Origin of the sequence: Providencia sp. PROV156, from assembly GCF_028480905.1 — a bacterium.
GTDB classification, from domain to species: domain Bacteria; phylum Pseudomonadota; class Gammaproteobacteria; order Enterobacterales; family Enterobacteriaceae; genus Providencia; species Providencia hangzhouensis.
The window spans coordinates 19,466-44,595 of the sequence record NZ_JAMPPE010000001.1 but is presented as its reverse complement, the minus strand read 5'-3'; the positions used below and the strand labels follow the sequence as shown (position 1 = coordinate 44,595).

Annotated in this window: 24 protein-coding genes; 21 read left to right on the top strand and 3 right to left on the bottom strand. The window is 40.5% G+C overall.

Going from position 1 to position 25,130, the window contains the following annotated elements:
* The first annotated feature begins 344 nt into the window (after window positions 1–344).
* The 19 genes from napF (at window position 345) to PSF31_RS00115 (ending at window position 18,959) form a co-directional block, all read left to right on the top strand.
* A complete protein-coding gene (gene napF / locus PSF31_RS00205) occupies window positions 345–836 on the top strand; it encodes a ferredoxin-type protein NapF (protein ID WP_004262238.1) in 492 nt (163 codons plus the stop codon).
* A complete protein-coding gene (gene napD, locus PSF31_RS00200; RefSeq protein ID WP_036958482.1) occupies window positions 826–1,104 on the top strand; it encodes a chaperone NapD in 279 nt (92 codons plus the stop codon). Before napF ends, napD begins: the two co-directional genes overlap by 11 nt.
* Complete coding sequence (napA, locus tag PSF31_RS00195) at window positions 1,085–3,571, top strand: nitrate reductase catalytic subunit NapA (protein WP_272683170.1); 2,487 nt, start codon at window positions 1,085–1,087, stop codon at window positions 3,569–3,571. Before napD ends, napA begins: the two co-directional genes overlap by 20 nt.
* A gap of 6 nt (window positions 3,572–3,577) precedes the next feature.
* Window positions 3,578–4,288, top strand: coding sequence for a ferredoxin-type protein NapG (gene napG, locus PSF31_RS00190; RefSeq protein ID WP_004262231.1), 711 nt, complete (start codon window positions 3,578–3,580; stop codon window positions 4,286–4,288).
* Window positions 4,275–5,138, top strand: coding sequence for a quinol dehydrogenase ferredoxin subunit NapH (gene napH / locus PSF31_RS00185; RefSeq protein ID WP_004262229.1), 864 nt, complete (start codon window positions 4,275–4,277; stop codon window positions 5,136–5,138). The genes napG and napH overlap by 14 nt, the downstream gene beginning before the upstream one ends.
* Entirely contained in the window at window positions 5,135–5,584 is a 450-nt protein-coding gene (gene napB / locus PSF31_RS00180; RefSeq protein WP_004913351.1) for a nitrate reductase cytochrome c-type subunit, read from the top strand. Before napH ends, napB begins: the two co-directional genes overlap by 4 nt.
* Window positions 5,585–5,593: 9 nt before the next feature.
* Window positions 5,594–6,232, top strand: a complete 639-nt coding sequence (napC, locus tag PSF31_RS00175; protein ID WP_094961336.1) for a cytochrome c-type protein NapC — start codon at window positions 5,594–5,596, stop codon at window positions 6,230–6,232.
* 197 nt (window positions 6,233–6,429) lie between these two features.
* The gene (locus PSF31_RS00170) at window positions 6,430–7,170 is read left to right on the top strand and encodes a heme ABC transporter permease (RefSeq protein WP_004262222.1); all 741 of its coding nucleotides are present in this window, start codon (window positions 6,430–6,432) and stop codon (window positions 7,168–7,170) included.
* A complete protein-coding gene (gene ccmD, locus PSF31_RS00165) occupies window positions 7,167–7,379 on the top strand; it encodes a heme exporter protein CcmD (RefSeq protein ID WP_004262214.1) in 213 nt (70 codons plus the stop codon). Before PSF31_RS00170 ends, ccmD begins: the two co-directional genes overlap by 4 nt.
* Window positions 7,376–7,867 carry a cytochrome c maturation protein CcmE gene (gene ccmE / locus PSF31_RS00160; RefSeq protein ID WP_036958480.1) on the top strand — a complete coding sequence of 164 codons (492 nt, stop codon included), beginning with the start codon at window positions 7,376–7,378 and terminating at the stop codon, window positions 7,865–7,867. The genes ccmD and ccmE overlap by 4 nt, the downstream gene beginning before the upstream one ends.
* Window positions 7,864–9,795 (top strand): heme lyase CcmF/NrfE family subunit, encoded by a 1,932-nt coding sequence (locus tag PSF31_RS00155; protein ID WP_094961337.1) that lies wholly within the window; start codon window positions 7,864–7,866, stop codon window positions 9,793–9,795. Before ccmE ends, PSF31_RS00155 begins: the two co-directional genes overlap by 4 nt.
* Window positions 9,792–10,349 (top strand): thiol:disulfide interchange protein DsbE, encoded by a 558-nt coding sequence (dsbE, locus tag PSF31_RS00150; protein ID WP_004262204.1) that lies wholly within the window; start codon window positions 9,792–9,794, stop codon window positions 10,347–10,349. Before PSF31_RS00155 ends, dsbE begins: the two co-directional genes overlap by 4 nt.
* Window positions 10,346–11,419, top strand: coding sequence for a cytochrome c-type biogenesis protein CcmH (locus PSF31_RS00145; protein ID WP_096863209.1), 1,074 nt, complete (start codon window positions 10,346–10,348; stop codon window positions 11,417–11,419). Before dsbE ends, PSF31_RS00145 begins: the two co-directional genes overlap by 4 nt.
* 486 nt (window positions 11,420–11,905) lie before the next feature.
* Complete coding sequence (locus PSF31_RS00140) at window positions 11,906–13,126, top strand: PfkB family carbohydrate kinase (RefSeq protein WP_096863208.1); 1,221 nt, start codon at window positions 11,906–11,908, stop codon at window positions 13,124–13,126.
* A 26-nt stretch (window positions 13,127–13,152) separates the two neighbouring features.
* Window positions 13,153–13,890, top strand: a complete 738-nt coding sequence (locus PSF31_RS00135; protein ID WP_096863207.1) for a glutamine amidotransferase — start codon at window positions 13,153–13,155, stop codon at window positions 13,888–13,890.
* Window positions 13,891–14,008: 118 nt separating this feature from the next.
* Window positions 14,009–14,974: a DMT family transporter gene (locus PSF31_RS00130; RefSeq protein ID WP_004262178.1), complete on the top strand. Its 966-nt coding sequence runs from the start codon at window positions 14,009–14,011 to the stop codon at window positions 14,972–14,974.
* A gap of 2 nt (window positions 14,975–14,976) precedes the next feature.
* Window positions 14,977–16,008 carry a phosphotriesterase family protein gene (locus PSF31_RS00125; protein WP_096863206.1) on the top strand — a complete coding sequence of 344 codons (1,032 nt, stop codon included), beginning with the start codon at window positions 14,977–14,979 and terminating at the stop codon, window positions 16,006–16,008.
* 288 nt (window positions 16,009–16,296) lie between these two features.
* Window positions 16,297–16,743, top strand: coding sequence for a DUF2946 domain-containing protein (locus tag PSF31_RS00120; RefSeq protein ID WP_036958478.1), 447 nt, complete (start codon window positions 16,297–16,299; stop codon window positions 16,741–16,743).
* A gap of 182 nt (window positions 16,744–16,925) precedes the next feature.
* Entirely contained in the window at window positions 16,926–18,959 is a 2,034-nt protein-coding gene (locus PSF31_RS00115) for a TonB-dependent copper receptor (protein WP_096863205.1), read from the top strand.
* Window positions 18,960–19,008: 49 nt separating this feature from the next.
* On the opposite strand, the gene PSF31_RS00110 is transcribed toward PSF31_RS00115, so the two are convergent.
* Window positions 19,009–19,893 carry a helix-turn-helix domain-containing protein gene (locus PSF31_RS00110; RefSeq protein WP_096863204.1) on the bottom strand — a complete coding sequence of 295 codons (885 nt, stop codon included), beginning with the start codon at window positions 19,891–19,893 and terminating at the stop codon, window positions 19,009–19,011.
* 897 nt (window positions 19,894–20,790) lie between these two features.
* On the opposite strand from PSF31_RS00110, the gene PSF31_RS00105 reads away from it, so the two are divergent.
* Window positions 20,791–21,045, top strand: a complete 255-nt coding sequence (locus PSF31_RS00105; RefSeq protein WP_004262164.1) for a helix-turn-helix domain-containing protein — start codon at window positions 20,791–20,793, stop codon at window positions 21,043–21,045.
* Between the two features lie 110 nt (window positions 21,046–21,155).
* Here PSF31_RS00105 and PSF31_RS00100 read toward each other — a convergent pair whose 3' ends face one another.
* Both PSF31_RS00100 and PSF31_RS00095 read right to left on the bottom strand, forming a co-directional pair.
* Entirely contained in the window at window positions 21,156–22,151 is a 996-nt protein-coding gene (locus PSF31_RS00100; RefSeq protein ID WP_232062909.1) for a hypothetical protein, read from the bottom strand.
* 234 nt (window positions 22,152–22,385) lie between these two features.
* Window positions 22,386–23,222 (bottom strand): MurR/RpiR family transcriptional regulator, encoded by an 837-nt coding sequence (locus PSF31_RS00095; protein ID WP_036958475.1) that lies wholly within the window; start codon window positions 23,220–23,222, stop codon window positions 22,386–22,388.
* 393 nt (window positions 23,223–23,615) lie between these two features.
* Between PSF31_RS00095 and PSF31_RS00090 the strand changes: the two genes are divergently transcribed.
* Window positions 23,616–25,127, top strand: a complete 1,512-nt coding sequence (locus PSF31_RS00090; RefSeq protein ID WP_096863202.1) for a CoA-acylating methylmalonate-semialdehyde dehydrogenase — start codon at window positions 23,616–23,618, stop codon at window positions 25,125–25,127.
* Window positions 25,128–25,130 lie beyond the last annotated feature (3 nt).

Here is a 25,130-nt window from a genome sequence, read left to right as displayed (position 1 = left end):
CTAAATGACATTGCACATACTACTTTAGTGGTAGTTTTTGGTTGGTATTATAATTTAAAAAATTAAAACTTGAGTTTAAATTAATAATTCATATTAAAAAAATGTTAACAAATAATTAAAAAGGCCTGTTTGTTTATCATTTTGATGCTATTTTTAGCTAATGGCGAGTAAATAACGTAAATGTTGTCATTTCTAGTCGTATACGGGGAATTACCTCTTTTACCCACTTGGTAGTATGTATTTTTATAACCTCTATCGTTAATATTTCTCATAAATACACATATAAAAAATGCGGTTTATCAATACGTTTTAGTTTTTTTGTTGGCAATGTAAAGGAAAAAAACATGGTTGATCTCACCCGTCGGGGAGTATTAACTGGTGCGTGGCGTAGTGCAGCCCCAGTGGTTCGGCCGCCATGGAGTGGTAGTGAAACGCAATTTATTGAATTGTGTACCCGTTGCAATGCCTGCGTTGAGAGTTGCGAAACGGCAATTATCCAACCGGGAGCAGGGGGCTACCCTGTTGTTGATTTTAAGCGTGGTGAATGTACATTTTGCTATGCATGTGCAACAGCATGTCCAGAACCTATTTTCCTTCCAAAACATTCCCAACCTTGGGATATCTCAATTTCGATTGGCCAAAATTGTCTTGCTTATCTTTCGATTGAATGTCGACGTTGCCAAGACAGTTGTGAGCCTGAAGTCATCTCTTTTCGTCCGTCAATGGCCGGTATATACCAGCCAAAAGTAGAAACACCAGGTTGTACAGGCTGTGGTGCTTGTGTCGCAGGTTGCCCAGTTTCAGCCATTACCGTGGAGCATGAACATGCACAGTAACTATCAAGTGTGCAGTTTAATAGTACAAGTAAAAAGTGAACGACTGTCTACTGTGGCCGAAGAAATTAATCAACTTTCTAATTGTGAGGTGGCGTTAAGCGCCCCAGAAAACGGAAAACTGATTGTGGTTGTTGAAGGGCAAGGTAGTAGAACGTTGTTAGATACTATTGATTTAGTACGCGATATTGACGGCGTACTAGATGTTTCGCTGGTTTACCACCAGCAGGAAGAGCAAGGTGAGGAAGATTATGAAACTCAGTCGTCGTAGCTTTATGAAAGCCAATGCGATAGCGGCCGCTGCTGCGGCGGCAGGTATTGGCGCACCAAGCATTGCGAAAGCAGTGGTTGGCCAACAAGAAAGTATTAAATGGGACAAAGCCCCTTGCCGTTTTTGTGGTACAGGCTGTGGGGTATTGGTGGGAACTCAAAATGGTCGCATCGTGGCCAGCCAAGGTGACCCAGAAGCGCCTGTAAACCGTGGTCTAAACTGTATCAAAGGGTATTTCTTACCTAAAATCATGTACGGAAAAGACCGTTTAACGCAGCCAATGTTGCGTATGAAAGACGGTGAATATGACAAAAATGGGGAGTTCACACCGATCACGTGGGAACAAGCCTTTGATGTTATGGAAGAAAAAGTCAAAACCACATTAAAAGAAAAAGGCCCTGAAGGGATCGGTATGTTCGGTTCGGGTCAGTGGACAGTTTGGGAAGGCTATGCAGCATCAAAACTGTTCAAAGGTGGATTCCGTTCTAATAACTTAGACCCTAATGCACGCCACTGTATGGCTTCTGCGGTAGTGGGCTTCATGCGTACTTTCGGTATGGATGAGCCAATGGGTTGTTATGATGATATTGAGCATGCTGACGCGTTTGTCCTTTGGGGCTCAAACATGGCAGAAATGCACCCAATCTTGTGGTCTCGTATCACCAACCGCCGTCTGTCTAACCCTGACGTGCGTGTTGCCGTGTTATCGACTTTTAAACACCGTAGCTTTGAATTAGCGGATAACGGTATCGTTTTTACACCACAATCTGACTTAGTGATCCTGAACTATATTGCGAATTATATTATTCAAAATAATGCAGTTAATCAGGAATTCCTTGATAAACACGTGAATTTACGTCGTGGTGCAACAGATATCGGTTATGGATTACGCCCAACTCACCCACTCGAACAAAAAGCGAAAAATGCAGGTTCTGATGCATCTGAGCCAATGACGTGGGATGAATATAAAGCCTTTGTTGCGGAATATACTTTAGACAAAACCGTAGAAATGACAGGGGTTCCAAAAGATCAGTTAGAAGAACTCGCTAAACTTTACGCAGACCCTAAAACTAAAGTGGTTTCTTATTGGACCATGGGCTTTAACCAGCACACTCGCGGTGTTTGGGCAAATAACTTAGTGTATAACCTGCACTTACTGACAGGGAAAATTTCTCAACCTGGCTGTGGGCCGTTCTCATTAACCGGTCAGCCATCAGCGTGTGGTACCGCTCGTGAAGTTGGTACGTTCTCACACCGTTTACCAGCGGACATGGTGGTTACTAATGAAAAACACCGTGAGAAAGTGGAAGGTGTGTGGGGGTTGCCTGCTGGGACGATCCCTGAAAAAGTCGGTTTACACGCTGTTGCCCAAGACCGCGCTTTAAAAGACGGTAAATTGAATTTTTACTGGGTAATGTGTAACAACAATATGCAAGCGGGCCCGAATATCAACCAAGAGCGTATGCCAGGTTGGCGTGACCCTCGCAACTTTATTGTGGTTTCTGACCCCTATCCAACAGTTAGTGCGTTAGCTGCTGACTTGATTTTACCAACAGCAATGTGGGTAGAAAAAGAAGGCGCTTACGGTAATGCGGAACGTCGTACTCAGTTTTGGCGTCAGCAAGTTAAAGCACCAGGCGAAGCGAAATCTGACTTAATGCAGATGGTGTTGTTCTCTAAACGCTTTACAACGGATGAAGTGTGGCCTGAAGAGTTATTAGCGAAAAAGCCTGAATTACGCGGCAAAACGCTGTATGACGTGTTATTCGCTAACCAAGCGGTAACGAAGTTCCCTGTTAGCGAGTTAGCCGAAGACCAACTTAACGATGAATCACGTGAATTAGGCTTCTACTTACAAAAAGGGCTGTTCGAAGAATACGCTGGCTTTGGTCGCGGTCATGGTCATGACTTGGCTGATTTTGATGATTACCACAAAGCGCGCGGTATCCGTTGGCCAGTGGTTGATGGCAAAGAAACGAAGTGGCGTTATAGCGAAGGAAATGACCCTTACGTTAAGGCTGGCGCGGGTTATCAATTCTACGGTAAACCCGATGGTAAAGCGGTCATTTTTGCATTGCCATTTGAGCCTGCTGCTGAATCGCCAGATAAAGAATATGACTTATGGTTATCAACAGGCCGTGTATTAGAACATTGGCATACCGGTAGTATGACACGCCGTGTTCCTGAACTACACCGTGCTTTCCCTGAATCTCTTGTGTTTATACATCCAATCGATGCGAAAGAGAGAGGTTTACGCCGTGGTGATAAAGTCAAAGTAGTTTCACGCCGTGGTGATGTGACCACGATTGTTGAAACTCGTGGCCGTAATAGACCACCAAAAGGCTTAGTTTACATGGCGTTCTTCGATGCTGCGCAGCTAGTGAATAACTTAACACTGGATGCAACCGATCCGCTTTCAAAAGAAACGGATTACAAAAAATGTGCCGTTAAACTGGAAAAGGTGTAATTGCTCATGCCCCAGAAAGCTAAGTCTCAACAGGCTAAGTCCCAGAACAGTCGTCGTCGCTTTTTACGCGATGTCGCCCGCACTGCGGGTGGGTTGGCGGCTGTTGGTGTGGTGCTGGGGCTTCAGCAACAAACTTCCCGTGCGAGTGGAGTTAAGCTTCGCCCGCCGGGAGCTCTTGATGAAAAAGCATTTGCCAGTGCATGTGTCCGTTGTGGGCAATGCGTTCAAGCCTGTCCGTATGACATGTTGAAATTAGCGACATTGGCATCAGGCTTGGCTTCAGGAACGCCGTACTTCATCGCTCGAGAAAACCCGTGTGAAATGTGTGAGGACATTCCTTGCGCCAAAGTTTGCCCAAGTGGTGCATTGGATAAAGACATTGAGTCGATTAACGATGCACGCATGGGGTTAGCCGTTTTACTCGATCAGGAAAACTGCCTGAACTTTCAAGGGCTAAGGTGTGATGTATGTTACCGCGTATGTCCACTGATTGATGAAGCCATCACATTGGAACTTGAACAAAACCACCGAACAGGTAAGCACGCGCGCTTCTTACCCACAGTCAATAGCAATTACTGCACGGGATGCGGTAAATGTGAACAGGCTTGTGTATTGGAAGAGGCGGCTATCAAGGTATTACCAAGGTCGTTAGCAAAAGGTGAGTTAGGACACCATTACCGCTTTGGTTGGCTGGAGGGTAACAATGGCGAATCGTAAACGTGATGCCGGACGTGAAGCTCAGGCAAAAAAAGGTTGGTGGCAGAGCCACAAGTGGTTGGTATTTAGACGCATAAGCCAATTGCTGGTGTTAGCGATGTTCTTGAGTGGGCCATGGTTTGGGGTGTGGATTTTACATGGTAACTACAGCAGTAGCTTATTGTTAGATACCGTACCTTTGACTGACCCATTAATCACCTTAGAGAGCTTAGCAAGTGGTTACTTACCGGGGATCTCAGCATTAGTTGGGGCTGCTATCGTATTCGGGGTTTATGCACTGTTGGGTAAGCGTATTTTCTGCAGTTGGGTTTGTCCTGTAAACCCAGTGACGGATGCCGCGGCGTGGTTAAGACGTAAGTTTGATTTTAACCAGTCCGCAACGATACCACGCAATATTCGTTATGTATTGCTGGTGGTTATCCTGATCGGTTCTGCTATTACAGGAACCTTACTTTGGGAATGGCTTAATCCAGTTTCATTAATGGGGCGCAGTTTAATTTTTGGTTTTGGCAGCGGTGCATTGGTTTTAGTTGCACTGTTTTTATTCGATTTATTAGTTGTGGAACATGGTTGGTGCGGTCACCTTTGCCCATTAGGTGCGCTATATGGCGTGGCAGGGTGTAAGGGCGCACTAGTTGTTACAGCGGAAAATAAAGAAAACTGTAGCCGTTGTATGGACTGTTTCCACATTTGTCCGGAGCCGCAAGTTCTGCGTGCACCGGTCCTAGATAAACAAGCTCCAGCACAGATATCAGATAAAGATTGTATCACTTGCGGTCGTTGCATTGATGTTTGTTCTGAGGATGTTTTTAAAATAACACTAAGATGGAGTTCGGGAGCAAAATCATGAAAAATCCTGTCCTGAAAAAGACGATCAGCCGTTGGGTGGCTGGAATGGCCTTTGTTGTAAGCAGTCTTGTTTGGGCTGCTAATGGTGTAGACCTGACCCAATCACCAGAAGTATCCGGTACGTCAGAAGGAAGCATTCATATTCCGAAAGAGCAAGAAAGAATGGCATTAAACTATGTGAATCAACCGCCAATGATCCCACATAGTGTTGAAGGTTATCAAATTACCACTAATACTAATCGTTGTTTGCAATGCCATGGTGTGGAAAATTATCGCACCACAGGGGCACCAAGAGTTAGCCCAACGCACTTTATGGATGCAACAGGCAAAGTTCTTGGCGAAGTCGCACCAAACCGCTACTTCTGTCTACAGTGCCACGTGCCACAATCAGACACGGCACCGATTGTTGATAACACATTTACCCCATCCAAAGGTTTTGGGAAATAAGGGGGAATTATGTCAAATAACAATGATAAGCAAATAAATGATGACAAGCCGAAGAAAAAGGGCTTGTTTGGGTTACTCGGCCGAGTATGGCGGTGGTGGCGTAGGCCAAGCCGTTTAGCATTAGGAACCTTATTGCTGATTGGTTTTGTGAGTGGTGTTATCTTCTGGGGCGGCTTCAATACGGGTATGGAAATGGCCAATACGGAAGAGTTTTGTATTAGCTGCCATGAAATGCGTGAGAATGTCTATGAAGAATATATGGATACTATTCATTATACTAACCGTAGCGGTGTTCGCGCAACTTGCCCAGATTGTCACGTACCGCATGAGTTCGGCCCCAAAATGGTGCGTAAAATTCAAGCGAGTAAGGAGCTATACGGGAAAATTTTTGGCATCATTGACACACCTCAAAAATTTGAAGACCACCGGTTAGCGATGGCGCAAAGTGAGTGGCGACGGATGAAAAATAACGACTCACAAGAGTGTCGTAACTGCCACAATTTTGAGTATATGGATTTCACGGCACAAAAAGGGGTTGCAGCTAAAATGCATGACCAAGCCATCACGGATGGTAAAACTTGCATTGACTGTCACAAAGGAATTGCCCATAAATTGCCGGACATGCGTGAAGTTGAACCTGGCTTTTAATTTAAGGTAATCATTTTATGATGAGTTATACCGATAAATTATAAGTAATGATCAATAAATAGGCTGGTTATGCGTTTGAGTATGATCAGCCTAAGTTATATTTGTGTTAAATCAATATATTTGCTTTTTTAATGTGTATTGTATGATTCTGTCACGCAGCATTTACTAACAATATAATAAATCAGGGTAATTAAACTATGTGGAAAAAGCTTCATCAACTTGCCATCCCAGTTAACCTTTACCGGTTATGTGGGCGTCTAATACCGTGGTTTATTATATTGAGTGTAATTTGTTTAGCGGTGGGGTGGATTTGGGGATTTGGCTTTGCGCCAACCGATAAAGTCCAAAGCCAAAGTTATCGTATTATGTATATCCACGTTCCTGCCGCGATGTGGTCGATGGGCATTTATGCCACAATGGCAATTACTGCTTTTGTTGGTCTTGTCTGGCAAATGAAAGTCTCTGAATTGGCGATAGCGGCAATGGCACCGATAGGGGCGGTATTTACTTTTATTGCCTTGGTGACAGGTGCGACATGGGGTAAACCAATGTGGGGTGCATGGTGGGTATGGGATGCACGTTTAACCTCTGAACTAATTCTATTTTTTCTTTATGTGGGGATTATTGCTTTATGGCATGCTTTTGATGACCGCCGTACAGCAGGAAAGGCCGCTGCGATTTTAGTATTAATTGGTGTGATTAACTTACCTATTATTCATTATTCAGTTGAATGGTGGCAAACTTTGCATCAACCTTCGACGCGTATGCAAGAAAGTATCAACCCAGCTATGCGTACGCCACTACGTTTAGCTATCCTTGGTTACCTATTTCTCTTTATCTCATTAACGTTAATTCGTTTACGTAGTCAATTATTGTTGTTAGAACGTAACCGTCCATGGGTATTAGATATTGTGAATAAAAAAGGACGTCAATCATGACTAGCGCATTTGCATCTTGGAGTGAATTTTGGGCGATGGGCGGCTATGGTTTTTATGTATGGCTGGCGGTTGCGCTGACATTAATACCTATTTTGTTACTCTGTTTGCATACATACATACAAAGAAAAATGATAATAAATGCAATTATTCAACAGCAAGCTCGTGAAGTAAGACAAAAAGCAGCAAGAGCGCGTAGGGAGGGAGTGTGAATATTCGTCGTCGTAACCGACTTTGGTTGATCTGTTCCATATTGGTTGGCGTGGGGTTAACCCTCGCATTGATTCTCTACGCATTGCGCTCAAGTATTGACTTGTTTTATACCCCCGGTGAAATCATCTATGGTAAGCGAGAAACTCAGCAAATCCCTGAAGTTGGGCAACGCTTACGTGTCGGTGGCATGGTCATGCCAGGTAGTGTAGTACGTGATTCTGACCCAGTCTCTAATGCTGTCAATATCACTTTCACTGTTTATGATGCCGAAGGTGAAGTAGACGTAAGTTATCATGGAATTTTGCCTGACTTATTCAAAGAAGGGCAAGGTGTCGTTGTTCAAGGGGAGTTACAGGAGAATAATCATATTTTAGCGAAAGAAGTGCTTGCTAAACATGATGAAAACTATACGCCACCAGAGGTTGAAAAGGCGATGCAAGAAAACCATCGCAGGCCAGCTGCTGCCTATAAGGACAATGCATCATGATCCCTGAAATTGGTAGCGTTTTACTGTGTTTGGCATTAGGTCTTGCCGTTTTGCTGTCTTTTTACCCGCTATGGGGGGTGGCACGCAATGATGCACGCTTGATGGCATCATCACGTCCATTAGCATGGTTACTTTTTCTCTGTGTAACAGGGGCATTCCTAGTATTAGTGAATGCCTTTGTTGTTAATGATTTTTCAGTCACGTATGTTGCCAATAACTCTAATACGCAATTACCTATTTGGTATCGTGTTGCGGCAACATGGGGAGCTCACGAAGGCTCATTATTACTATGGGTATTATTAATGAGTGGCTGGACATTTGCGGTGGCAATTTGCAGTTACCGTATGCCTCTCGACATTGTTGCCCGTGTTTTAGCTGTTATGGGGATGGTAAGCGTTGGTTTTTTGCTGTTCATCATCTTTACTTCAAACCCATTTTCGCGCACGCTGCCCGCTTTTCCGATTGAAGGGCGTGACCTCAACCCATTACTACAAGACCCAGGGCTGATTTTCCACCCACCATTGTTATACATGGGCTATGTCGGCTTCTCAGTGGCATTTGCCTTTGCGATTGCGGCATTGTTAAGTGGCCGGTTAGACAGCTCTTTCACACGTTTTGCTCGCCCTTGGACGATGGCAGCCTGGTTCTTTTTAACGTTAGGGATCATGTTAGGTTCCGCATGGGCTTATTATGAATTAGGCTGGGGGGGCTGGTGGTTCTGGGACCCGGTAGAGAATGCCTCCTTTATGCCATGGTTAGTGGGAACGGCATTGATCCACTCACTTTCCGTTACTGAACAGCGAGCCACTTTTAAAGCATGGTCACTATTATTGTCGATTTTTGCTTTCTCATTGTGTTTACTCGGGACTTTCTTAGTTCGCTCAGGGGTACTGGTTTCGGTACACGCCTTTGCCTCAGACCCATCTCGAGGGTTATTTATCTTAGCCTTCATGGTGATAGTGATTGGCGGCTCTTTACTGGTGTTTGCACTGCGTGGGCACAAGGTACGCTCAAGGGTTAACAATGCCTTATGGTCGCGTGAATCCATGTTATTGGGTAATAACGTTATCCTAACAGCAGCGATGCTAGTTGTGTTACTCGGTACATTGCTACCGTTAGTCCATAAACAAATTGGCCTGGGTACGATTTCCATTGGTGAACCGTTCTTTAATACCATGTTTATAGCGTTGATGGTGCCATTTGCCTTATTACTGGGGATTGGGCCACTCGTGCGTTGGGGACGTGACCGCCCTGCGGCTATCAAAAAGTTATTAATCATTGCAACGGTATTAACCGTTATTCTTTCTTTTGCCCTACCATTACTGATGGAAGATAGGGTAGAAGCGTTGACGGTTGTCGGCTTAATGATGGCGTGCTGGATAGCAATTCTTGCCTTCGCAGAAATGCGAGTCCGCATCAGTAAGAAAATCAAGCTCACGCCAAGTTACTGGGGAATGGTACTGGCGCATTTAGGTTTGGCGGTAACCATCGTCGGTATTGCCTTTAGCCAAAATTACAGTATTGAGCGTGATGTGAAAATGAAGCCGGGTGATAGCATTTCAATTCGTGCTTATACCTTTGTATTTAATGGCGTACGAGAGGCTGATGGCCCTAACTACCAAGGTGTCATTGGCAGTATTTCAGTGAAAGAGAAAGACAAAGTCATCGGTGTTTTAATGCCAGAAAAACGTTTTTATAGCGTTAGCCGAGCTGTTATGACCGAAGCGGCGATTGATGGTGGTTTTACTCGCGATTTATATGCTGCATTGGGTGAGGAAGTCGCTAAAGATACGTGGACTATGCGTTTGTATTATAAACCATTTGTTCGTTGGATCTGGTCTGGTGGCGTATTAATGGCTATTGGTGCGTTATTTTGCTTGTTTGACCCACGTTATCGTCGCCGTAAATTACAAGGGGAAACAGCATGAACCGCAAAGTCTTCTTAATTCCTTTTATTATTTTTGCAGGAATCGCTGCGGTCCTGTTATGGCAATTGATGCGTAATGCAGAAGGGGATGATCCCCGTTTATTAGAATCCGCTTTAATTGGTAAGCCAGTGCCCGTTTTTCGCCTTGAATCACTAGAAAACCCAGGTCAGCACTACGAATCCGATGTATTAACACAAGGGCAACCTATCTTGTTGAATGTTTGGGCAACATGGTGCCCTACATGCCGTGCAGAACATCAATATTTGAATAAGTTGTCTGCACAGGGTGTTCGTGTGGTTGGGTTGAACTATAAAGATAAACGGGATAAAGCCATTGTGTGGTTGCGTGAGTTAGGCAACCCTTATGCCCTAAGCTTATTTGATGGTGAAGGTATGTTAGGCCTTGATTTAGGGGTATATGGTGCACCTGAAACGTTCTTAATTGATGGTAATGGTGTGATCCGTTATCGTCACGCAGGGGCAATGGATGAGCGCGTCTGGGAAAAAGAATTTAAACCCCTTTGGGAGCGCTATAATCAGGAGGCGAACCAATGAGGTATTTATTAGGTTTATTGATGTTAGCGTTAAGTGCAACGGTGACATATGCATCGACAGAAGTCTTTACTTTCGATAATGAACAGCAAGAGCAGCAATTTCGTAAATTAACCGAAGAGCTACGTTGCCCTAAATGCCAGAACAACAGCATTGCGGATTCTAATTCAATGATTGCACTGGACTTGCGCCAAAAAGTGTATGAGTTAATGAAAGAAGGCAAAAACCGTGATGAAATCGTTGATTACATGGTTGCACGTTATGGTTACTTCGTCACTTATAACCCACCACTGACGCCGCTAACGATTGTACTGTGGGGGTTACCGTTTGTTGCGATAGCGGTAGGCGGCTGGATCATCTTTACCCGTTCTAAAAAACGCGTTAGATTAAAACAGGTTGAGCAGGGCGATGAAGAAGTATTACCTGAGGCCTCTCGCACTAGCAACTGGGTTTATTTACCCGGGTTTATCATTGCATTAGGTGTTGCGGGGGGGGCTTATTATCAGGTAGGTAGCTACGAGAAAGTGGCAGATTGGAATAATGCTTATCAACAAGCTCCCGCTTTGTTAGACAGAGCGCTAGACCCGTCTGAGCCACCACTCAATAATGCGGAAATGGAACACCTCGCTTTAGGTCTACGTACTCGCCTCCAGGAAGACCCGCAAAATGTAGAAGCGTGGGAAATGCTAGGCCGTATTGGTATGGTGTTGGGGAATGCGACTATGGCAACCGATGCCTATGGCCGTGCTTATCGCCTAGCCCCTAAAAATGAAAATGTAGTGATGGGATATGCGGAGGTTTTGACGCGCTCTTCTGACCCAGAAGATAACCGTCAAGGTGCAGAGCTACTTAAAAAGCTGATTGCTGAAGACCGTACCAATGTGAAAGCATTAAGCATTTTTGCATTCAATGCATTTGAGCAAGAGCGTTATGCAGAGGCCATCTCGGCTTGGCAAATGATGTTAAAACTACTGCCTGAGAATGACCAACGTCGTCCTATTATCGAGCGTAGTGTTGAACAGGCACTGATGATGGTACACGAAAAGAAAGGGCTGCCAGCGAAAGCGGAATAGTTAATGGCAGTCTAATTATTATGACTAAAAGGGAGCAACTGCTCCCTTTTGTTTACCTAGCAAATAACCTATTTGTTCAAATTGTGATCCTTCTCTCAATTCATCATTATTTTACCCATAATAGATTATAACGATTAATCAGGATTTTTTATCTTATTCAATTAATTAAACTCTAAATATAAATTATTAATTTAACTTTATTTTACTTTTAAATTTTTATATTTATGAAATATATAATAAATAATCCGAATTATTATATTTACTTATGTACTCCCTTCTTAGTTTAAATTCCATAAAGTAAACTAATCAATTCTTATATTATTTTGATAACAATAGAAGATTTACCTTTGGTTATTTTTTTTTGGTTTTTTTTGTTTTTACTTTTATGCTTTTTGCTTTTTTTTGCTTTGCAGGGGGAACCTATGAGTACAATCACATTAATGTAACAAGGTATAAATTAGAGTAAATGCCATGAGGTAAAATGGCATGAAAGCAGAACGACATAAGAAAATAATTAATATTTTAAAAAATACTGGATCAGCCAAAGTTTCTGTTTTATCGAAAGAACTTAATGTCACTAAAGAAACCATTAGAGCAGATTTAAATTATTTAGCAAAAAAAGGAATTATTAGCCGTTGCCATGGTGGAGCATACATCGAATTTGAAACACTAGATAAAGTTGCTAAAAAAGAAATAATTCAATTTCTTGAGTGCAATGAAAGTTTTAATGAAAGAACAGATAAGGATGATGCCGTGTTAGGTAAAGTATGTGTATTAGGTTCATTTAACGTAGATATGATTAGTTACTTACCTCGGTTACCAGAGGCAGGCGAATCATTATTATCAAATAAATTTATTTTTTCTCCTGGTGGTAAAGGATGTAACCAAGCATTAGCAGCGAGTTATTCAGATTCACCAGTCCACTTTATTACAAAAATAGGAACAGATCAATTTAGTGAATATGCAATAAACTTTATATCGTCATCTAAAATTAAAACGTCAACAATATACCAAACTGAAAAATATCAAACAGGTACTGCATCTATATTTGTCTCTGAAAATAGTGGTGAAAACATTATTTCAATATATCCAGGTTCTAATATGGATATTACTGCTGACGAAGTGAAGATTCAAAAAGATAAAATTGTTAACTCAAATATTATTCTTCTTCAGTTGGAAACTAATATTGAAGCGTTAAAGGAAATTATTGATATTGGTAATGAATATAATATTCCAATTATTTTGAATCCAGCACCTTATAATGACATAGTTAATGAGTTAATTGAAAAGATTGATATTTTAACCCCTAACGAAACTGAAGCAAGTTTGCTTTCTAACATTAATATTATCGATTTAGAAAGCGCTAAAAAAGCGGCTGGAGTTATCTATAACAAGGGGGTAAAAAAGGTGGTCATTACACTTGGAAGTAAAGGCTCTATTGCATTTGATGGTAATAAGTTTATTTATTCTCCGGCTTATACAGCTGTTGTTAAGAATACGGCGGGTGCAGGTGATGCATTCAATGGGGCTCTTGCTGCATCTTTGGCTAAAGGCAAACAATTTTCTTATGCCTTACGCTATGCATCGGCATTTTCATCCCTTGCTGTTGAAACAAGTAATGCTTCAGAAATGCCAGAAGATATTAATGTTATGCATCGTATTAATCAAACAACCTATTCTCAGGTTGTAACTCAATCCCCTGAATAAATTAATATTCTGAAAAGAGGAAAAAAATGAAAATTTTATTTATTGGTGAATCATGGCATATCCATATGATCCACACTAAAGGTTATGACAGTTTTACTTCAAGTAAATATGAAGAAGGCGCAACGTTCTTATTAGAATGTTTAAGAAATAAAGGCGTTGAAATTGATTACATGCCTGCACATACCGTGCAAATGGCATTCCCTAAAACTGTAGAAGAGTTAGAGAAGTATGATGTTGTAGTCATTAGTGACATTGGTGCCAATACTTTCTTATTACAAAATGACACTTTCTATAATATGAAAGTATTACCTAACGCACTTGGGTTAATTAAACAATATGTTAGCCAAGGTGGCGGTCTATTAATGATTGGCGGTTACTTGTCATTTATGGGAATTGAAGCCAAAGCTAATTATAAAAATACATTATTAGCTGATGTATTACCGGTTGAAATGTTAGATGGTGACGACCGTGTTGAAACCCCTGAGGGAGTTTTTGCAACACCGGTCAATATAGGCCATGAATCAATTAAAAACTTTGGTAATTGGCCAATGTTTTTAGGCTATAACAAAGTTGTTGCCAAAGAAAATACACAAGTTGTTTTAAATATTGGTGAAGACCCATTGCTGGTATTTGGTGAATATGACAAAGGAAAAACAGGCTGTTTTATGAGTGACTGCTCGCCACACTGGGGAAGCCGTGAGTTTATGGCTTGGGAACATTATTCAGATATGTGGGTAAATATTCTTAAGCAAATCGCTCGTTAATTAATTCTTTAAAAGTAAAAAATTAAAATAAAGAAAATAGGTGCTGAGTTAATTCAGCACCTTGTAAGCCGATTACAAAAATAATGACTCATAGTCAAAAATCCAAAAGGAATATTTTATGAGTGCTAAAAGTTATTCTACCCCTTTTTTAATGATAGCGACGGTATTAGCCGGTATGTTATCGCCAATGCAATCTGCAGTGAATGGGCAACTGGGTGATGTATTAAAAGATGGAAATGCGAGTGCCGTTATTTCATTTGCCAGTGGTTTGGTGGTGATGTTTTTTATCATTATTGCGAAGAAACAAACTAGGCAACAATTTGCAGCAATTCCTAGCTTAATTAAAAATAAAAAAATCCCATTATGGAACTGGTTTGCTGGCCTGTGCGGTGCGATGGTGGTGTTTTCTGAAGGTGCATCTGCGAGTGCATTAGGTATTGCAACCTTCCAAACTGCATTGATTTCTGCGTTGCTATTATCAGGCTTGCTGTGCGACCGCTTTGGTATTGGTATCGATGAGAAAAAACCGTTCACTATCTTCCGTGTATTAGGTGCTATTTTTGCGGTTGTCGCGACTTTGTTTGTAGTTTCACCACAATGGCATTCAAGTTCTGCCATTTATTTAGCTATTTTGCCTTTCTTAGCGGGTTTGTTAGCAGGGTGGCAACCTGCAGGTAACTCAAAAGTTGCAGAAGCAACAGGTTCAATGATGGTTTCTATTACGTGGAACTTTATTGTTGGTTTTACCGTATTGACGATAGCTCTCGTGATCCGTATGGCATTAGGTCATCTCACTTTAGACTTACCAGGTGTTTGGTGGATGTATCTAGGTGGCCCGTTAGGTTTGATGTCAATCGCGTTAATGGCAATTTTAGTCCGCGGTTTAGGCCTGTTAATGCTCGGTGTTGCTTCAACAGCAGGGCAGTTACTAGGTTCAGTACTCATTGACCTATTGTTACCTTCTTTGGGCAATACCGTGTACTTAGTGACTATTATCGGAACAGTATTTGCATTAGTCGGCGCAATAATTACGACCATTCCTGAGTTTAGAGAAGCCAAAGCGACAAAAGCCGCAGGAGTATAAAAATGAAAGGTTATATCCAAACGGTGACAGGACCTGTTAAAAAAGAAGATATGGGACTGACATTACCACATGAACATCTGTTTAATGATTTATCAACAGTTGTCGATGAGCCATTTTATGACTTCTCACATGTGTTGGTTGATAAAAAAGTCAGTGCAGATATTCAATGGGGGCTGAAGCACGACCCATATTGCTGCTGTGACAATATGGATAAAAAGCCAATTGAAGATGTGATTTATGAAGTCAATAATTTTAAGGAACTCGGTGGCAAAACATTGGTAGATGCCACAGGTTCCAAAGCTATTGGCCGTGATGTACATCAACTGCGCGAAGTTGCCATTAAAACTGGTATTAATGTGGTTGCTTCTTCTGGTTTGTATATTGAAAAGTTTGAAGGTGACCGCTTAGTTAATGATATCGATGCTATGGCTAAAATGATTGATGATGAGCTCAATGTAGGGATTGATGGAACGGATATTTGCGCAGGAATGATTGGTGAAATCGGGGTGTCGCCTTTTTTCACGGATGGTGAAAAGAATAGTCTAAGAGCGGCATCAGTAGCACAATTGGCGAATAACCATGTTTCAATGAATATTCATATGCCAGGCTGGCAACGTCGGGGAGATGAAGTTCTCGATATTTTAATCAAAGAGATGGGTGTTAATCCTGCTAAAATTTCATTGGCGCACTCAGACCCGTCAGGTAAAGACTTTGACTATCAACGCCGCATGCTTGATAGAGGCGTTTGGCTTGAGTTTGACATGATTGGGCTAGATATTTCATTTCCAAAAGAAGGTGTTGCACCTACGGTGACAGAAACCGCGGATGCGGTCTGTAAACTGATTGAAATGGGTTATGGGCATCAAATTGTGTTAAGCCATGATGTTTTTCTCAAACAAATGTGGGCAAAAAATGGCGGTAATGGTTGGGGGTTTGTACCCAATGTTTTTCTCTCTTTATTGGCCAAGAAAGGGGTAGATAAATCGATGATTAACCGCCTTTGTATTGATAACCCAGCGAATTTATTAGCATAGAATACCCTTTGTTATTTTTAGAATTATTTGAATAGAAAAGCAGCAATCACTTGTGGTTGCTGCTTTTCTATGGGACCTCTAAAACAATTTGATGACTTAAAAAATTACCTGACGCTATAAATCAGTCAATTGATTGATTTTTCAATGGGTTTGTATTGATGATAGATAATCAATTTTATCAATAAAGTTCATCTTAAATTAACATTTGCGGTAAATATCAATAACAATAGGTATCTAAATAAGATACAATTCTGCACTATAAATTCGTACTCAGATGACGGAAAAACGTTGCACCTGCGCACTTCAATCAGACAATTTGCTGCCTACCTTGCATTATTGGCTGTGGCTATGCTGTTTATTGCTCCATTGTTCTCTAAATCGATGAGGCTGATGGAACACTGCGTGAGCCCTAGCTCTAATAGTGCAGTTGAGCATTTATCAATGGCAGACCAATCGATGCATTCGCATCATAGTATGCCAATGCCTGAAAATTGTGACGTTTCTACACCAATGAATCATATGTTAATGACGGGGATGGGGCAGTCTCCGATGGAAGACATTGCATGTGGTTACTGTCAGTTATTGGTCCACTTTCCATTTCTTATCTTATTTATTGCTGCGGTTATTCGACAACTCGCCACGCTGACTCTATTTGTTCCTTTTGAGCGCTACGTTCACATTTGGTTATTTAGACCATGGTCATTACATCTCGCTAGAGCCCCGCCTATTTACTGATGTCTTAGCATGATAAATCTTACAAATTAATTTAATTGCTATTTTTGCCTTTATTGTGCAAAGCGTTTTCGTTCATCTTGAATTTCTTTGATTTTTAAGAGGTTCACCCTCGGGGGCTGAAAATGCATTTGCAAGCTAAGAGGCGAAAGCAGCGTACCTATATTCTAAGAAACAGGTAAAAAATGAACAAATACGTTTTTAAAGTGGCTCCTATTGCAACGCTGGTTATTAGTGCGATTTTTACAGCACCTACAGTCGCTAAAACTGAAATTAACCAAAGCCCAATCTCAAATAGCTCAGTGATGATTGTTACTGCGCCAGTCGATTCACCATTGACTATTACGACATCCCCTAAAACACCAAGGCAGCCCGTCCCTGCGAGTGATGGTTCTGATTACCTTAAAACGATCCCAGGCTTTTCACAGATACGTAACGGTGGAACTAACGGAGATCCGGTTTTTCGTGGCATGTTTGGGTCTCGTTTGCGTATTTTAACCAATGATAGTGAAATGTTGGGTGCATGCCCTTCTCGTATGGATGCACCGACTTCTTATATTTCACCGGAAAACTTTGATGTATTAAATATGATTAAAGGGCCACAAACTGTTTTATGGGGGCCTGGGAATTCAGCAGGAACAATCCGGTTTGAGCGCGAAAAACCGCTATTTACTGAAGCAGGTATTAAAGGCAACGCAAGTGCCTTAACGGCATCTAATGAGCGCTGGGATGGTAATGCTGATATTAGCTTAGGTAATGAAACGGGTTATGTTCGTGTTATTGGTAATAAATCACGTTCAAATGATTATAAAGATGGCAATGGTGATAAGGTTCCCTCTAAATGGGATAAGTGGAACGCTGATATTGCTATCGGCTGGACGCCAGATGAATATACATTATTAGAATTAACCGCTGGTAAAGGCGACGGCGAAGCTCGTTATGCAGGGAGGGGAATGGATGGCTCTCAGTTTAAACGTGAAAGCTTAGGATTACGCTTTGAAAAGAGTAATATCGGTGATGTTTTAGATAAATTTGAAGCAAATGTTTACTACAATTACGCTGATCATATTATGGATAATTACTCGCTTCGTACTCCATCAGGCGGTGGAATGGGGGGCGGGCATATGGGGCATGGAGGTCACGGTATGATGAATATGCCAATGAAAATGCGAGTTGACCGTGAAACCATGGGCGGCCGTACCATGGGAACATGGTTATGGAAAGACTATGAACTGCGTGCAGGGGCTGACATGCAGACCAATAAACATCGTAAAAACAATAATAATAGCTGGAAAAAAGATGCACAATTCCAAGATTATGGTGTCTTTAGTGAGCTAACTTGGCATGCGACTGAGCAAGGTAAAGTTGTTAGCGGGGCTCGTTTAGATCGTGTCATAGTTGAAAATAATACAGGCGTAGGCTCTTCAGGGCGTAATACGGTGATGCCAGCGGGCTTTGCGCGTTATGAGCATTCTTTATCTGGTACACCTGTTATGGTATATGCTGGTGTCGGCTATACTGAACGTTTTCCTGATTATTGGGAGTTGTTTTCGCCTAAACTCGGACCAGATGGTAGCAATAATGTGTTTGATAAGCTAAAAACAGAAAAAACGACTCAGTTAGATATTGGTGCTAAATATAGCCATGAAGACACCAATGCATGGGTTTCTGCGTATGTGGGGCGTGTTGATGATTTTATTCTCTTCCGTTATAGCGCGACAAACCCGCGAATGAGCCAAGTTGAAAATGTTAACGCATTAATTATGGGCGGAGAGCTCGGTATAGCACAGAAACTCAGTGATGAATGGAAAGCCGATGCAAGTCTTGCTTACTCTTGGGGAGAAAATCGTACAGATGGCAAAGCGTTACCGCAAATGCCACCATTGGAAAGCCGATTTGGCTTATCATGGGAAAAAGGTGATTGGACTACGACAGGTTTAGTACGCGTTGTTAGCCGTCAAAATCGTGTTGCGATTAATGATGGTAATGTGGTGGGGAAAGATTTTAGCAAGAGTGCAGGTTTCACAATATTTTCATTAAATGCAGCGTATAAAATTAATGAAAATATGAAATTAAGCGCAGGCGTTGATAACCTTTTTGATAAAACCTATAGCGAGCACCTTAATTTAGCTGGAAATAGCGGTTTTGGTTATTCATCCAATGTACCAGTGAATGAACCAGGGAGAAATTTCTGGGCAAAAATTAATGTGAGTTTTTAATTGTTAGGCCAGCATCCCATACAGTATTCGTATGGGGTGCTGCTAGTCGTTAAATAATAACAGGAATATAGTAATTTAGCTCTTGGATGAAATTGCGTGAATCATTAATGAATGCTTCATAAGTGGGTTTGGATTTTAGGACATATTGCTCTATATCAGGCCCTTTACCACGGACGATATCCATTTCAGCAAGTACCTTCCCATAAGCAGTATAAATAATATCATTGTAATCTATACCATGAAGGCTACTGGTGATCTTGATTTCTAAATAATTTCCTGCGGGCAACTGTAAGTTGGTTGTTTGCGGAAGTGCAATATCAACATCTTGTTCATCTAGAGCCGTGGTATATAGGAAATGGCCTTCTGCATTAGTACTTTGGTCAACACCGTGAATGGCGTATAAATGCTGAGTGACATAATGGTTTTTATTGAAAAAATCCATCCAATAGTGTCGGCGTAGCTCATCCGTTTTTAGGTTCCACTCATTAATATCTTTAGTGTAACGATGTTTAGTTCCGAGTAAATTGATGGCTGGCAATTGAGCCAATTTAACTTGAACACTGAGCTCTTTATTCTCTCGTAGAGGTAAGCAAAACCCTTCAATTTTCCAACCCTGTCGTTTTCTGTATTCAGAAGGGGTCAGATTAAATTGTTTTTTAAACGCACGGCAAAAAGTTTGTTGTGAGTCAAAACGGTACCTCAGAGAAATATCCATTATGCTGTCATTTGTTAGCCGTAGTGCGACAGCAGAACAAGAAAGGCGCCTTGCTCGGATATAGGAACCAAGTGCGAGCCCTGTTTGGTTCTTAAACAGGCGCTGAAAGTGCCATTTGGTGTATCCTGATTTATCGGCAACAGTATCTAGGGATAGGCGAGATTCTAAATTTTGTTCTATCCAGAGAATGATTTCCCTGATAACACTTTCTTGTAGCATGATTATCCTTTCAGGTCTCTTTTACTTACCAACAAAATAGCAAGCCATATAATATAGCAATGTTATGAATTGTAAGTACTCATAGGTGCTCGTAATAGGATACCATGCTAACTGACAATTTTATTAAAAAGATGTGAAGTTAAGTAAGTATTGGGCGGTGGAAACATAGGTAGATTGCTTGAGTACACCTATCTGGCGTTTACATAATTTGTCTAATTTTTACGTATTGTGGTATAGACTGAAGGTAATGAACATGGCATAAATGCAGTGGAGTGAATTTTTTTACCGAAAATAGCCAGGTGTGATAATTAATTTTAGATATTCAGAATAAGAGCAGGTTAATGTAAGGCACTAATATGAAAAGGTGATTTAGCTTTATAGACTAATATGAAAATTTTTATATTTAATACCTAAATTTAATGTTGTTATTCGACTAATAAATAAAAAAAGCGCCTTTTTTTATGATTGAAAAAAAATTTCTTTATTATAATTATGTTCTGGAAACTTATTGATACGCATGAATACAAATTGTCACGAATTTCTTAAGGTTATAACATTAAATCAGTCAAGATAATTTTATTAAATTGAAAATGTAAGCTAGAATTTTGGTTAAATTGAAAATGTAATTTTGAAGTCGTTGGCTTATTACCGTGTAGTTTTCTATACCTATTAGGTTATAAAAATAACGTGATCAGAATCACAGTTAATAAGAAAGCGATATAGCCATACATATCAGTATGTTATATGGTTGTTGATTTTTTAATTCATTAATGGATTGTCTTTAAATGACTTGTTTAGTTAGAGTTTTATTATTATAAGTCAATTTATAAATTTATGGTTGGTGATAGTTTACGCACCGGTTAATAATATTCATTTTAATATTTAATAGAGGTTATTATGGGGAAGGAAAACATTGCTAAAATGCTAGGGATAAAAATCCGAAAACAACGAGAAAACCATAAGATATCGATAGAACGAATGGCGAGTTTAATTGGTGTAACAGAAGAAGAAATGAGTCGATTTGAGACTGGAGAAAGTTGTATTGATGTCGATTCACTATTTCAATTTGCTTATCTTTTCAATGTTGATCCCGCTTCTTTTTTATATGGCGTTGTCAATGTGAATAGTGGCACATGTAGTTCAATACACTGATTATAAGTAATTTTAGAATGTAACATTAAGCGGTATAGTATTGTTATACCATTCGTGATTATAATAATATTAACTGTTACTATCAGAATTATCTTTATATTTCGTAATAATCAAATATATCCATAAGTATTTAGCTGTTTTATTACTATATCTGTTAGTTTATTGGCGCGACTCCATTGATTAATTTTGGCTAGTTTTGTGTTGCTACCGAGTCTTAAAACAAATTGGTCGAGTTGCTCTACAATAAAATTATTTTGATTAATCTCTTGATATGTTTCATTAAAAGAGAGTTTTTCCTTTATCTCATATCGGTTATTACATTGTTTTAATGACAGTTTGTCTAAAATCTTCCCCGTATTGAAAAAGATTTCAAATGAAACCAATAAACCGTTTTCTTGGCGTAAATTAATCATCAATACATCGCCATCGGTTCTTTTAGTAAAGGGATGTGAGTATTGAATAGCGGGGGATGAAAGGACAAAATCAGGCATCAAGGATAACAATAATTCTATGTTTTTTGTGATGGTGTTTCTTAGTATATTGAATGGTAATTGATTTTCAGTTTCTATTATTCGGTGCGCTGTGATACGCAATAACCCTGTTTCGGTACCACGTTTAGACATTAAAGACGCTTTTATTTGATTGAACTGGTTATCAAAGCTAAGAGGTTGGTTATAATCAATCAATACATCATGGCGCATTGCTTGTTTTAATACCTCCTTCAATTCGCTTTCACTAAAGTTGGGGATATCATTCAATAGGATATCTTTTCCGGCAGATACCGCAGTCTGAATTGCAAATCTTAGTAACTCATCACTGCAAGTGGATGTCATTATAATGCAGTCAACGTCATCATTATTGATCAACTCTTCTATCTTTTTCTTTTGACACATAAAGTAAGTCATAGAAGGTAGAGATGGAGACAAATGGCAAATTGACTTTAGCTCACTATGATGAGCGCAGCATTTTATCGCATTTATATAAAGTTGGTTATAAGGTGCAGTGCCGATTAAACCAATACCAGAGCGATTAAGTGACGTGACAGAATGCTGCTCTTCAAGTAAACGAAGGTGGCCGAGTAAATAAAGAAAGTGTGTATTTAACATGCTTAGCCCTTATTCTTGGTTTTATCTAACACGAGATATAATCCCAACATAGCAGGGTGAAATAATAATTTCATTTCATTGTCTTTTTAGAATTTGTATTTTCTGATGAGACTCACAAATTAAAGAAAAAAATGAAACTTAATTAGTTTTTAATAATGACGTCTACGTTAATTAGAGAAAGGACTGGAAGAGGCTCTGAATTAATGGAGGTGTTTAATTACAGAGCCATATATCTTAGACTAAGCTGCTGCCCTGACGGTAGGCTAATGCAACGGTCAGTGATTGTGCTAAACATAAGGTGGCTGATTGCGAACGAAATGCATCTACTTGGGCTTCTTTGATAACAAAACAAACATCGCTAAAACTTGCCAAAGGGCTAATTTGGCTGTCAGTAATAACGATTTGCTGCGCACCTGCTTGGGCCGCCTTCTCACTTACCATGACAGTTTCCGAAGCGTAAGGCGTGAAACTGATTGAAATAACGACGTCATTTTCACTGATCCTGCTGATCTGTTCCTTGAACATTCCGCCAAGCCCATCAATAAGTACTGGGCGACATTCCAAATGGCTAAGAGCGTAACTTAAATACGTTGCAACGCTGAATGAGCGACGCAAACCGATAATATAGATATTTTGTGCATTTGCTAATAACGATACGGCTTTTTCGATATCTTCAGCAGGGGTTCTGGCTGCCATTTGTTGTAAAGCTTGGGCGTTAGAATGAGCGAACTCCTTCAAAATTTGGGAAGGGTCATCTCCCAGTTCTTGGGAGCCGTCCATTTCACGAAACATGCGGGCTCTATCTGTGTAGCTGGCCGTTTCTTCAACGAGGTTCATACGAAACAATTGTTTCATTTCATTAAACCCACTGAAATTAAACGCATTTGCAAAGCGGATTAGAGTCGAAGGCGGAACCTTAGCCTCTTTCGCAATGACGGCAACTGTATCAAATGCGACACTATTCGTATTATCTAACACATAGCGTGCTACTTGCTGTAGCCGTTTACTTAATTCGTCATACCTTGAGCGAACTTGCTCTTGAAACTCATTTAAATTTGATGCACTTGACATATAACCTCCAGAATTTGGCTCTAATTGTAGTTGTTTTACGGCGTTAGTCGAATCTTTTTGAAACACTTAGTTCATATTTAAAAATTTTCTTTTTTTAGGATCTTAAAATAATTTGAATTTGGGATAATAAATTGAACAGCTTACATCAATTTGTTCTCTTATTTTCTTGATGGAAAGAAAGCCATGTTTAGCCCAATACAAAGGAAAAATAGCCAATAAATAAGTGATGGACATAAGTTTAAAATAGGTGTTTTTTAGCCGCGATTAAAAATTTCATAAAAACTTTGTCTAGATCACATAAATTGAATGTTATTTCAAATTTAGTTGTAAATGAAACAAATATTTCATATACATTGAGTAACAAGGTAACTCTGTCAGCTAAAGAGAGGCAACATGGAACAGATTCATAATTTCATTGGTGGTGAGATAGTATCCAGCAAAAGTGGGCGTTTTGCACCGGTATTCAACCCAGCAACGGGTGAGCAAATTGCTCAGGTTGTACTTAGCAGTGCCGATGAAACAAAAAAAGCAATTGAGATTGCGAATAAAGCATTCCCTAAATGGTCAAAACTTTCCCCTTTGAAGCGTTCCCGGATCTTATTCAAATTTAAAACATTGCTGGAAGAGAATATGGATGAACTGGCGCGTTTAATTTCAAGAGAACATGGTAAAGTTTTTTCTGATGCGGTAGGTGAATTAACTCGTGGTTTGGAAGTCGTTGAATTTGCATGTGGTATCCCTCACTTACAAAAAGGTGAGCACTCAGCCAATGTTGCTACCGGTGTTGATAGCCACTCATTAATGCAACCTCTGGGGGTATGTGCGGGAATTACACCATTTAATTTCCCAGCAATGGTACCGATGTGGATGTTCCCAGTGGCTATTGCAACAGGCAATACCTTTGTTTTAAAACCATCAGAAAAAGACCCTTCTTTAGCATTAGGATTAGCTAAATTATTAAAAGAAGCAGGTTTACCTGATGGCGTATTTAACGTTGTTCAAGGGGACAAAGAATCTGTCGATGTGCTCTTAACTGCGCCAGAAGTCCAAGCCGTTAGTTTTGTTGGCTCAACACCTATTGCTGAACATATTTACACGACGGCATCTGCTCATGGCAAACGCTGTCAAGCACTCGGTGGTGCGAAAAACCATTGTATCTTAATGCCGGATGCGGACATGGGGCAGGCGGCTAATGCCATTATGGGCGCGGCATTTGGTGCAGCGGGCGAACGTTGTATGGCATTATCTGTAGTCTTAGCCGTCGGTGATGAAACAGCAGATGCGCTCATTGCTAACCTGAAAGGTCAAATTGCTAAAATGTCCGTCGGGCCAGGTATTACGCAAGGCAAAGAAAATGATATGGGTCCCGTCATTTCAGCACAGCACAAAGCTAAAATCTGTGACTATATTACTAGCGGTGAAAAACAAGGTGCGACGTTATTAGTTGATGGCCGTGATTTTAAAGTGAAAGGCTTCGAAAATGGTTATTTTGTAGGGCCAACATTATTTGATAATGTCACTCCTGAGATGGACATTTATAAAGAAGAAATTTTTGGACCTGTCTTAGCCGTAGTGCGTGTTCCAGACTTCGAAACGGGTTTGAAACTAATTAACCAACATGAATATGGAAATGGAACGGCTATTTTCACCCGTGATGGTGAAACGGCTCGTGAATTCCAAGAAAATGTCCAAGCTGGAATGGTTGGGATCAACATACCGATTCCAGTACCGATGGCATTCCACAGTTTTGGTGGTTGGAAACGTTCTATTTTTGGTCCATTAAATGTACATGGAAATGATGGTGTTCGCTTCTATACTCGCATGAAAACAGTCACTAGTCGCTGGCCTGCAAGTGTTCGCTTAGAACACCATGAAAGTAGTTTCACAATGCCAACCATGGAATAAACG